This is a genomic window from Nocardiopsis sp. NPDC055879 (genome assembly GCF_053615935.1).
In genome coordinates this window covers 20,778-31,354 of record NZ_JBSHCT010000038.1, presented here as the reverse complement: position 1 = coordinate 31,354, position 10,577 = coordinate 20,778, and the positions used below count along the sequence as shown (strand labels likewise).

Annotated in this window: 12 protein-coding genes; 5 read left to right on the top strand and 7 right to left on the bottom strand. The window is 69.4% G+C overall.

Annotated elements, in window-relative coordinates:
- Positions 1-125 precede the first annotated feature (125 nt).
- Positions 126-959 carry an AraC family transcriptional regulator gene (locus tag ACWGKS_RS28165; protein ID WP_358513942.1) on the top strand — a complete coding sequence of 278 codons (834 nt, stop codon included), beginning with the start codon at positions 126-128 and terminating at the stop codon, positions 957-959.
- On the opposite strand, the gene ACWGKS_RS28160 is transcribed toward ACWGKS_RS28165, so the two are convergent.
- The 3 genes from ACWGKS_RS28160 to ACWGKS_RS28150 all read right to left on the bottom strand — a co-directional run bounded on the left by ACWGKS_RS28160 (position 934) and on the right by ACWGKS_RS28150 (position 3,310).
- Positions 934-1,365 carry a DUF2000 domain-containing protein gene (locus ACWGKS_RS28160; RefSeq protein WP_358513940.1) on the bottom strand — a complete coding sequence of 144 codons (432 nt, stop codon included), beginning with the start codon at positions 1,363-1,365 and terminating at the stop codon, positions 934-936. The two genes, ACWGKS_RS28165 and ACWGKS_RS28160, sit on opposite strands and share 26 nt — an antisense overlap.
- A 117-nt stretch (positions 1,366-1,482) precedes the next feature.
- Positions 1,483-2,106, bottom strand: a complete 624-nt coding sequence (locus ACWGKS_RS28155; RefSeq protein ID WP_358513938.1) for a TetR/AcrR family transcriptional regulator — start codon at positions 2,104-2,106, stop codon at positions 1,483-1,485.
- Between the two features lie 40 nt (positions 2,107-2,146).
- Positions 2,147-3,310 (bottom strand): acyl-CoA dehydrogenase family protein, encoded by a 1,164-nt coding sequence (locus ACWGKS_RS28150; RefSeq protein WP_358513936.1) that lies wholly within the window; start codon positions 3,308-3,310, stop codon positions 2,147-2,149.
- A 111-nt stretch (positions 3,311-3,421) separates the two neighbouring features.
- Between ACWGKS_RS28150 and ACWGKS_RS28145 the strand changes: the two genes are divergently transcribed.
- Positions 3,422-4,240 (top strand): TIGR03084 family metal-binding protein, encoded by an 819-nt coding sequence (locus ACWGKS_RS28145; RefSeq protein ID WP_358513934.1) that lies wholly within the window; start codon positions 3,422-3,424, stop codon positions 4,238-4,240.
- Between the two features lie 31 nt (positions 4,241-4,271).
- Here the strand turns inward: ACWGKS_RS28145 and ACWGKS_RS28140 are convergent, their stop codons facing one another.
- The 3 genes from ACWGKS_RS28140 to ACWGKS_RS28130 are packed head-to-tail and all read right to left on the bottom strand — an operon-like array spanning position 4,272 to position 7,300.
- Positions 4,272-5,459, bottom strand: coding sequence for a hypothetical protein (locus ACWGKS_RS28140; RefSeq protein WP_358513932.1), 1,188 nt, complete (start codon positions 5,457-5,459; stop codon positions 4,272-4,274).
- A 31-nt stretch (positions 5,460-5,490) separates the two neighbouring features.
- Positions 5,491-6,690 carry a DUF418 domain-containing protein gene (locus ACWGKS_RS28135; RefSeq protein WP_358513930.1) on the bottom strand — a complete coding sequence of 400 codons (1,200 nt, stop codon included), beginning with the start codon at positions 6,688-6,690 and terminating at the stop codon, positions 5,491-5,493.
- 1 nt (position 6,691) lies between these two features.
- On the bottom strand, positions 6,692-7,300 hold the full coding sequence (locus ACWGKS_RS28130; protein ID WP_358513928.1) for a TetR/AcrR family transcriptional regulator: 609 nt from the start codon (positions 7,298-7,300) through the stop codon (positions 6,692-6,694).
- Between the two features lie 106 nt (positions 7,301-7,406).
- Between ACWGKS_RS28130 and ACWGKS_RS28125 the strand changes: the two genes are divergently transcribed.
- From ACWGKS_RS28125 to ACWGKS_RS28115, 3 genes are all read left to right on the top strand, one after another.
- The gene (locus ACWGKS_RS28125; RefSeq protein WP_358513926.1) at positions 7,407-8,705 is read left to right on the top strand and encodes a flavin monoamine oxidase family protein; all 1,299 of its coding nucleotides are present in this window, start codon (positions 7,407-7,409) and stop codon (positions 8,703-8,705) included.
- A 180-nt stretch (positions 8,706-8,885) separates the two neighbouring features.
- Positions 8,886-9,680, top strand: a complete 795-nt coding sequence (gene thiD, locus ACWGKS_RS28120) for a bifunctional hydroxymethylpyrimidine kinase/phosphomethylpyrimidine kinase (RefSeq protein ID WP_358513924.1) — start codon at positions 8,886-8,888, stop codon at positions 9,678-9,680.
- Positions 9,681-9,791: 111 nt separating this feature from the next.
- Positions 9,792-9,986: a CsbD family protein gene (locus tag ACWGKS_RS28115; RefSeq protein ID WP_358513922.1), complete on the top strand. Its 195-nt coding sequence runs from the start codon at positions 9,792-9,794 to the stop codon at positions 9,984-9,986.
- A gap of 45 nt (positions 9,987-10,031) precedes the next feature.
- Here ACWGKS_RS28115 and ACWGKS_RS28110 read toward each other — a convergent pair whose 3' ends face one another.
- Positions 10,032-10,559: a MarR family winged helix-turn-helix transcriptional regulator gene (locus ACWGKS_RS28110; RefSeq protein ID WP_358513920.1), complete on the bottom strand. Its 528-nt coding sequence runs from the start codon at positions 10,557-10,559 to the stop codon at positions 10,032-10,034.
- Between the last annotated feature and the right edge of the window lie 18 nt (positions 10,560-10,577).

Here is a 10,577-nt window from a genome sequence, read left to right as displayed (position 1 = left end):
CCACCCGTTGAAACAGCTCCCACAGTTTGTCCGGCACCAACCGCTCAACCATCGACACCGGGCCAGGCTATCGAGAATCCAAATGAGATGAGCTCTAAAGCCGGTGGTCCCCTCAGGAAGAATTGATGGACGGCCACGCCGACACGGTGGTCCTGCGGCCGCGGGTCACGGGTGTCACCGAGGTGTTCCACACCCACATGCGCCGACACGCCTACCCGATGCACACGCACCGGTCCTGGACGCTGCTCATCATCGATTCCGGCACCGTCCGCTACGACCTGGGGCGACACGAGCACGGGGCGTTGGACCGGACGGTCACCCTGTTGCCGCCGGACGTCCCGCACAACGGCACCCCGGTGACCGAGCAGGGCCTGCGCAAACGGGTGCTGTACCTGGATCCCGAACAGATCGCCCCCGAACTCGTGGGGCGCGCGGTGGACCACCCCATGTTCGACGACCCCCTGCTGCGGAACCGCATCCACCTCCTGCACGGGGCGCTGCTGCGGATCGGGGACGAGCTGGAGGCGGAGATCCGGTTGGCCCTGGTCCGCGAACGGTTGCGGCTGCACCTGTCCGGTTCCGTGGACCCCGCGACCCGCCCCGAGGACCCCGGTCTGGCCGAGGCCCTGCGCGACCTGCTCGACGACCGCACGGTGCGGGGGCTGACCCTGGCCGAGGCCTCGGAGTCGTTGCACGCGTACCCCACCCACCTGGCACGGGTGTTCGCGCGCCGATTCGGCATGCCTCCGCACCGGTACCTGGTGGGTCGGCGGGTGGACCTGGCCCGGCGGCTGCTGCTCGACGGGATGGCGCCCAAGGACGTCGCGGTGACCGCGGGGTTCCACGACCAGGCCCACCTGAACCGGCACTTCACTCGGGTGCTCGGTCTGCAGCCGGGGCGCTACGCCCGGGCGCGCCTGTCGGTCGACGCGCTCAGCCGTGCATCCGGGCGCCCTTGATGACCTTGTCCACCCCGTTCCTCGGTCCGTGCACGGCCATGCCGACCAGGTCGAGGTCGTTCGCCGGTACCGCGCGCACCGCGGCCCGGTTGTCGTCGTCGTGGCCGGTGGCGAACAGGTCCGAGGTGAACACCGAAAGCTCCACCTCCCGTTTCAGCGCACGGGCGTGGGCCTTGGTGATGGTCTCCTTGTCGGCCTCGAACACCAGGATCGGTTGACGGAACATCGGCAGGTATTCGTTGCCGTCGGCGTCCTCGTAGTGCCGGCCGACCAGTTCGGGCACCCGGGTGCCGAGCCCGCCGACCAGGAACGCGGTGACGTTGAGCCGCTGCCAGACGGCCAGGTCGTCACGGAGCAGGACGGCGATCTTGGTGTCGAAGCGCACGGGCTTGTCTGTGGTCTCCATAATGGGATCCTCGCGCGGCGCGGGTCCGCCGGTCTTGTACGTTCTTCACCGATCGAGGCCCTGCTCGGGGAACCACGGGGGATTGTTCGTTCGGGGCCCAAGCGCCGGCGGAGGCCCCTAGGGAACACCGTCGAGGCCGATCCCCCGCGCCCACAGTCGGGTGGCGGTCTCCACCACCACGTCGGCGTCGTGTTCCTCGCCATAGAGGAACAGCATGCGGGCGGTGTGCTCCACCATGCCGCCGAGCATGCTCGCGGTGGTGGGCACGTCGATGTCGGTGGAGGCCAGCCCTTCCTCTTGGAGTCGTCGCGTGCCCGTGACGATCCGTTCGACGAACAGGCCGCGGATCTCCAGGAAGAGGGCGCGGAACTCCGGGTGCCGCGGCGAGATCTGCTCGATGACCTGCATGATCCGCGCGTTTTCCCGGTAGGCCGCCAGGAACCGTTCGGTGGAGTGGCGGATCCGGTCGACCGGTTCGGCGCCGATGGGCGCCGCCGAGCGCGCGGCGTCGAACATCTCCCCCGCCACCCCCTTGGCCACCTCGTGGAAGACGGCCTCCTTGGAGTCGAAGTAGGTGTAGAAGCTCCCGTAGGCGACCCCGGCGCGGCCGGTGATCCGAGCGATCCGCGTGTCCTCGAAACCCCGTTCCTCGAAGACCTCCCGGGCCGCCCGCACGAGGGCACCCCGTTTACGGCGACCGCGTTCGGTGGGCGGTCGCCCGGTCCGGGCGTTGGTTCGCACTGGTCGTCTCTGTCCCCTCCACTCCCCCGGGCCGGTCCGGTCACCTCAAGGGGAGGAACTTCGCGATGACCTCGTTCATGATCTCGTAGGTTCCGCCGCCGATGCTGAAGACCCTCGCGTCGCGGTAGTGGCGTTCCACCTCGGTCCCGCGCATGAACCCCATACCGCCGTGCAGCTGGACGGCGTTGTCGACCACGTGGTCCATCGCTTCGGTGGCGGTGTTCTTGGCCATCGCGACCTCGGCGATGAGGGGTTCCCCGTCCTGGAGCCGTTCGGCGATCCGTCGCACGTAGGAGGTGGCGACCTCGGTGCGGCGGTGCATCTCCACCAGGCGGTGCCGCAGGACCTGGCGTTTGGCGAGCGGGCCACCGAAGGCCTCGCGTTCGCGCACCCACGCCACGGACAGGTCCACGCAACGTCGCGCCACCGCGCAGGCCTGCACGGACATCGCGATCCGTTCACTCGCGAACTGGTCCATGATCTGGTAGAAACCCTGGTCCACACGGCCCACCAGGTGATCGGCGGGCACCCTCACGTCGACCAGGGAGAGTTCGGCGGTGTCGGAGGAACGCCAGCCCATCTTGTCGAGCCGGCGGGTGGCGGTGAAGCCGGGGGTGTCTCGGTCCACGACGAACAGGGAGATGCCCTCGTGCCCGGTGTCGGAGGTACGGGCCGCCACGGTCACGAAGTCGGCGCGGTAGCCGGAGGTGATGAAGGTCTTGGCCCCGTCGAGCACCCACTCGTCGCCGTCGCGGACCGCCCGGGTGCGCAGGTGCGCGACGTCGGATCCGGCGTCCGGTTCGGTGATGGCGAGGGCGCACACGAGTTCGCCCGCCAGGGTGGGACGGACGTAGTCGCGCACCAGGTGTTCACGGCCGTCGGCGATCAGGGCGGGCAGTGCGATGCCGTGGGTGAACAGGGAGGCCAGAACCCCGGTGGGCACCCCGGCCAGGACGGCCTCCTCCGACACCACGAGTTGGTCGATCATCTCGCCCTCACCGCCCACCGACCCTGGTGTGCCCAGTCCCAGCAGCCCGACCCGGGCGGCGGCCCGGTGCAGGTCACGGGGGAGTTCGCCCTCGTCCTCCCACCGTTCCACGTGGGGCAGGATCTCCCTGGCCGCGAAGGTGCGGACCGTCTCGCGCAGCGCGGCACGCTCGGGCGTGTTCCACCGGTCGGTCCCGTGGTCTTCGGTCGTGGTCATCTTCGTTTCGCACCCTCTCCCCGGAGAGATCCACTTCACATTTTGTTATGGTGCGCAGAACATGACACGTTGGTCAACTCCGTTGGCCGACCGCCCCCTGGAGGAGTTCCCGTGGTCGACACGCAAGCCCTCATCGAAGACCTGCGCGCCGAACAGGAGGAGCTGGCCACCCTCCTGGCCGGGGTCGACTCCGCCGAATGGGCCAGGCCCACACCCGCCCCCGGTTGGACCATCATCGATCAGGTGGCGCACCTGGCGTTCTTCGACGGCGCCGCGCTCATCGCCCTGACCGACCAGGCGGGTTTCGATCGGCTCCTGACCGATGCCATGGCGGACCCGGAGGGGTTCGTGGACGCGGCGGCCGCTCCACTGACCGCGCTCACCCCCGCCGACCTGCTGGTGGAGTGGCGACGGTGCTCGTCGGGGTTGCGGGAGGCCCTGAGCGAGGCTCCGGCCGGCACCCGGGTGCCCTGGTTCGGGCCGGCGATGAGCGTGGCGTCCAAGGCCACCGCGCGACTGATGGAGACGTGGGCGCACGGTCAGGACATCGTGGACGCCCTTGGGGTGGAGCGCGTTCCCACCGACCGGCTCCGCCACATCGCCCACCTCGCGCTGCGGGTGCGCCCCTACAGCTATCTCGCCCGGGGCCTCAGCGCCCCGGACGCCCCGGTGCGGGTGGAGTTGACCGCGCCCGACGGCGGTCCGTGGCGGCTGGGCCCCGACGAGGCCGAGGACGTGGTCACCGGCGACGCGCTGGAGTTCTGTCTGGTGTTGACCCGACGTCGACACGTCGCCGACACCGATCTGAAGGCACGAGGCGCGGCGGCCGAGGAGTGGCTTCGCGTGGGCCAGACCTACGCGGGCGGGCCGGGTGAGGGACGCCGGCCGGGACAGTTCACGAAACCGGCCGACACCCCTCCGTCGAGTTGACCGAACCGTCGGATTCGATCCGGGTCCGGGGTCAGTTCAGGGACCGCAGGAGGGGGAGGAAGTCCTCGTCCTCGGAGTACACGCCGGCCCTCTGGGTCTGTTCGTCGAGTTCGATCCGCACCTCGGCCAGCCGGGGGCGCCCGCCCGCGGCCGATTCCGGTCGCCACCAGTACAGCTTGTCGCTGATGGGCTTGCCGGCGTCGGCGGCGAAGCGCGCCGCCAGTTCCTGCAGGGTGCTCATCGCGCCGATCGGGTTGGCGCTCGCGCCCAGGACATGCGCCATCAGCACCGGCGGGGACGGGAACACCACGAGCGCCCCGTAGCGGGCCTCTCCCAGGTGGCGGGCGAGGACGTGCAGGTGGGATGCGGCGTAGAAGCCGTTCTCGCTGCCGATATGCACGATCGAGGTGCCTCCGGCGTCCATACGGGAGACCTCGACCGGTTCGCTCAGAGAGCCTTCGACGGCCCGGTCGAAGGCCTGCTCCACGCCCAGGCCGAGCCCTTCGAGGTCGCCCGGGGTCAACGGCCGGATGGTGTCGGGAAGGTCGAGGACCACGACCTCCGCCACCCCGGTGGCCATCGGGCGAGCCACCATCTTCGCCAGGACGCCCTCGGGGAAGGACGACTCCGCGTAGAGCCGGGTGCGCAACCTCTCGGGGCTGACGGGGGTCTGTACCTCCGAGACCTGGTTCGCCAGGGCCGCGGCGAACTCGACCGCCTTCTCCAGGGCGTGTTCCTCGTCCAAGCCTTCGAGCAGTGGCAGGAGACCGCCCACGTCCTTGCGGAGCGTGCCCCCGTCCGGCAGCGTCAGCAGGAGGGAATCGGGGAAGTCGAAGTGGGCGTTCAGGCCGCCTGAGCGCAGCGCGGCCAGCATGACCTGCCGGGCCAGGTCCGTGGACAGGGGCGGGTAGTGGGTTCCGAAGGCGATGCCGCGCGAACGCAGCTGCCGCATCATGCCGAACACGATCTGCTCGGCGAACTCCGGGTGTTGGTCCTCCGGCTGCTGGAGCACCTGGGCCGCGGTGTCGGCGTAGTCGATGTCGAGGGAATCGCGGCCCTGGTCGTTCGGTGGCAGCGGTAGGCGCATCCCTGTGGGCGGGAGCGCCTGGATCTCGACGCCGTAGCGGGCGTAGGTGGAGGCCAGCAGGTTCAGGAAGGCCGCTTGGGGATTGCTGTCGGGCATACCGGGTTGGATGCCCGCCCCACGGTCGTGGTTCACGTGGGTTCTCCCCTCCCTTGGGCGTTGTCGTTCAGCGGGCACGGGACAGCGCTCGCCTTTGCATGGCCTCCAACGGGCCTTGGGCGAATCGGCGCAGCCAGAGGGTCGAGGCGACCAACAGCAGCAGGGACGTCCCGAACCACAGACCGAGCACCCACCATGGCCCGGTGCCGGCCATCCGCTCGGCCAGGCCCGGTCCGAATCCGTAGCAGAGGACCATCAGGACGACGTTCTGCGCCACGTACCCGGTCATCGCCATCCGGCCGAGCGCGCTCAGTGACGTCACCACCGGCCCGTCGCCCGTGACGTGGTCCAGCAGCCGGCCGATCAGGCCGATCAGGCCCAAGGCCACCAAGGGGGCGACCACGTAGCGATCCAGGAGGAACCAGTCCGGTCCGGCCAGGGAGACGATCAGGGTGAGCGGCAGTCCCAGGCCCATCCCCCAGCCCGCCAGCCGGGCCCGGATCCGCCGTCCCGTCGGGTCCGGACCAAAGGCACCGGCCCGGAACAGGCGAACACCCAGTAGGAACATGAACACCATCAGCGCGAAGGTGATGATCGGTTCCGTCCGCAGGGCCATGGCGTTGTCCAGGCGGAAGGCGATCTGGTCGAGGTAGGAGCCTCGCGCGTAGAGGTCCACCGCCTCGCGCGGCACCTCCGCGTTCGTTTCGGGGAGGACGGCCAGGGCCGCGGTCAACAACCCCATGAAGGCCAGGTGCAGGGTCAGGGACAGCCACATCACCGTGTTCCGGAACCTCTCCGACCTGGTGAGCGACCACGCCACCAGCAGGGAGACCAGCGCGTACCCCATGAGCACGTCCGCGGCGAAGACCAGGGTGAAGTGCACCGAGCCCTCGACGAAGAGGAAGAGCGCCCGCCACTTGTAGGCGCCCGGCCATCGTGCGCCACGCTTGGCCGTCGAACGGAACTGTATGGCCAGTCCCACCCCGAACAGCAGGGTGAGCAGGGCGAGGAACTTGCCGTTGGCGGCGGTCCGGAAGAGCCCCTCCACGAGGGTGGCCACCGACGGGTTCTCCACGAAGGCGGACATCGGGCTCATCGCACCGGTGTCGTAAAGCATGACGGACTCGCCGCCCGGCGCGGTGAACAACCACACGTTGGTGGCCAGCGTGCCCAGGATGGCCACCCCCCGCAGGACGTCGAGCAGGGGTAAGCGCCCGCTCGTCCGTCCCACGGATCCGGTTTCCACGGCCCCCGTGACCCGGGTCATGTCAGGACTCCTTCTCGTCGAAGTCGAAGATTCGATCGATGTGCCGCTGGAGCAGGGCCTGGGCCCCGGCGTCGTCGTATATGTCCGGGCTGGTCAGCTGGTGGACGGTGAGGCCGTCCACCAGTGCGTAGAGGGATCGGGCCTCCCAACGGGGTTCCGCCCCATCGATCAGTTCGCCCCTCTCCCCCGCGGCGACCAACACCCGCTCGAAGCCCGCCACGACCTCGCCAGTGGCGTAGGCGTGCAGGTCGGCCATCTCGGGATCGGTGATGGTGGTGGGCAGGAACTCCAGCCAGACGCCGAGTTCCATGCGCCGTTCCTCGTCCAGGGGCAGGAGCGTCAGCGCCAGGCGCAGGAGGAAGTCACGCATCGGCGGGGACGGTTCCACCTCTCGGAACCGCTCCTCACTCCGCCGGTACATGTGCTCGATCCCGAACCGGAGCAGGGCGCCCTTGCTTCGGAAGTAACGCTGGACCAGGCCGACCGAGGCACCGAGTTCGTCGGCGACATCGGCCAGTGTGGTCTTGGCCAGGCCCTTGCGGGCAACGGTGCGCAGCAGGGCCTCGGCGACCTGCCGCCTTCTCTCGTCGTGGTCGGCGTTACGTGCCATATAAAAATATTACGGACATATTTTTATTATCGCAAGGCCGTTCCCTGGATAATGCGGAGGCGCCGTACCCGTCGGGGTGCGGGCTCGACGAGAGGCGGGAGGCGGCATGGCGGTGCACGTCCCACGGGCGGACGATCACGCCGGGGGCCCTCCGAGCCGCAGATCGGCGTTGGTGGGCGCGGGTGTACTGCTGGGCGGCGCGTTCCTGCCGGCCGGCGACGCCGCCCGACGCCGGGAACGGTGGGACGCGGTCGTGGTGGGCTCCGGGGTGACCGGCCTGTCGGCGGCGCGCAACCTCGTCGACCACGGCCTTTCCGTGGTGGTCCTGGAGGCCAGGGGCCGAATCGGCGGCCAACTGTACACCGACCACGACTTCACCTCCGTGCCGGTGGAACTGGGCGCGGGCCTGATCCACGGACGCGAGGCCTACACCTGGGAACTGGTGGAGGAGGCGCGGGCCGAGACCGTCCGTGTGCGCCACGGGGCCGGGAGCCACCGACCCTTGGACGTCTCCGGACCACCGACCGCCGTCGAGGACGCCGCCGCCTACCTCGACCGCATGGAGGTTCCACCGGACCGGTGGCCACCGGTGTCCCTCGACAACGAGCCGCTGCACCGGTGGAGCGCGCTGTGGATGAGCGAGTCCGGGCTGTTCGACTGGTGGTCCTCGCCCCGGGAGAACTTCCGGGTGGTGGGCGGGTACGACCGGATCCTGCCGCCCCTCGCCTACGACCTGGACGTACGGCTCGGGCACGCGGTGCGCCGGATCCGATGGTCCGGCCGGGGCGTGGACGTGGTGGCGGAGAGTCCTCGGGGCGTGTTGGAGGTGCGGGCCGACCGCTGCGTGGTCGCGCTGCCGATCGGGGTGCTCAAGGAGGGGGACGTGGTCTTCGACCCCGCGCTTCCGGGCTCGCACCGCGGTGCGGTGGAGTCGCTGGATCGTACCGACGCCCTCAAGCTCGTGTACGAGTTCGACCGGGCGGTCTTCCCCGAGGAGGAGGACGTACTCGGCTGGGACGAGGACTCGGGGTTCGTGTTCTGGTGCCTGTCCCGGGGCGACCCGGAGGTCGTGGTCGCCTGGGCGGCCGGGGACAACGCCCGCCGCCTGCTGGGCCTAGAGGTCGGGGACCGGTTCGTGGCCGGGCTCGCGGCCCTGTCCTCGTCGTTGGGCGAGGAGGTGCCCGAACCCGTCGCCCGCACCACGCACGACTGGGCGGCCGACGAGTTCAGTCGGGGCGCGTACCTGTACGTCCCGCCCGGCGCGCACGACGCCCCGGCCACGCTGGCCTCGCCGTTGGAGGGTGTCCTGTACTTCGCGGGCGAGCCGACCACCGGGGAGAACACCGTGGAGGGTGCCTACGCGAGTGGATACGACACCACCGATCGGCTTCTCGCCGAGAGGTGAGCCGCGCCCGCGAGGTGAACGGCGCCCGAACGAAACTAGACTTTCGGGGGTGGGGCCACCATGGCGGATATCCGATATGCCGGAAATGACCAGCTGTGGTGCAATGTCCAGTGGGTTCGTGACCCTTCAGGGCCCCGACACCGCGCAACCGCACAACGAGCAGAGGGAGGTTGGCTTACGATGACCAACCGCGCGTACGTGATCGCAGGGTCGGAGGCCACCGGCGGAGCCGGCATCCAGGCCGACCTCAAGGCCTTCCAGGAACTGGGCGTCTACGGCGTCGGGACGATCACCTGCATCGTCTCCTTCGACCCGAAGAACGACTGGAACCACCGCTTCGTGCCGGTCGACCCGGGTGTCATCACCGACCAGATCGAGGCCGCGACGAGCTGCCACGACCTGGACGTCGTGAAGATCGGCATGCTCGGCACCCCCGACACCATCGACGTCGTGGCCGAGGCGCTCCAACGTCAGACCTGGCGGCACGTGGTCCTGGACCCCGTCCTCATCTGCAAGGGGCAGGAGCCGGGTGCGGCCCTGGACACCGACAAGGCCCTGACCGCGCAGATCCTGCCACTGGCCACGGTCATCACCCCGAACCACTTCGAGGCCCGCACCCTCGCCGGCATGGAGAGCCTGGAGACCGTCGACGACCTGATCGAGGCGGCCCGTCGCATCCACGAGCTCGGACCGAAGCACGTGATCGTCAAGGGCGGCACCGAACTGCCCGGCCCCGACGCCGTCGACGTCTACTTCGACGGCGAGGAGGTCACCGTGCTGAGCGGACCGAAGATCGGCGAGGAGCGCGTGAGCGGCGCCGGCTGCACCTTCGCGGCCGCCATCACCGCCGAACTGGCCAAGGGGACGGCCGTCGGCGACGCCGTCCGTACCGCCAAGACGATGGTCCGCGGCGGCATCGAGCAGCGGCTCTCCACCCACGCCCCCTTCGACTCGGTCGTGCCCGTCGCCCCCTGACCGCGTACAGGGTGTTCTCGATCACCCTCGGCACATCCGTGGCGCACGACATGATTGCGAGTCGCTCCGATCGGTCAGGGCTACAAGTGGAACCGATCGAGGGAGGCCACCGTGTCAGAGGGTGACAAGGTCGAGAACAAGTTCGACGAGTTCAAGGGCAAGGCCAAGGAGAACCTCGGCAAGGCCACCGACAACGATCAGTGGAAGGCCGAGGGCAAGACCGAGCAGAGCAAGTCCAAGCTCAAGCAGGCGGGCGAGAAGGTCAAGGACGCCCTGAGCCCGGACGACAAGCCCAAGAGCGGTTAGTCCGACCACGAACAGCCGGGGAGGTCCCACGGGGCCTCCCCTTCGTCATGTCCGGATTCGACCCTGTTCCCCTTCGGGGGCGCTGTCGCCGAGGGAGAGCAGCAGCTTGCGCAGTAGGTGGACGAACTGTTCGCGTTCGCCCGGGTCGAGCCCCTCCAACAGGCGACTCTCGTTGGCCACGTGGTCCTCCACCACCCTGTCGACCATGGCGAGGCCCTCGTCGGTGAGGCCGATGAGGACACGGCGTCGGTTGGCGGGATCGACCTCCCGGTGGACCAGGCCGCGTTCGGCCAGGCGATCCACGCGGTTGGTCATGGCGGACGAACCCACCATGGTCATCCGCACCAGATCCTTGGCGCCGAGCCTGTGGTCCGGCGCGCCCGACCGCCGCAGCGTGGCGAGCACGTCGAACTCCCAGCGCTCCAGGCCGTGTCCGGCCAGGTGGTCACCGACCCCTCGACCCAGGATCTGCTGTAGGCGGTTCATCCGACCGATGATCGCCATCGGTGAGACGTCGAGGTCGGGGCGCTCCCGGTTCCACTGGGCGAGGTACAGGTCGACGGCGTCGTTCATGACGTGATCCTAACGGCG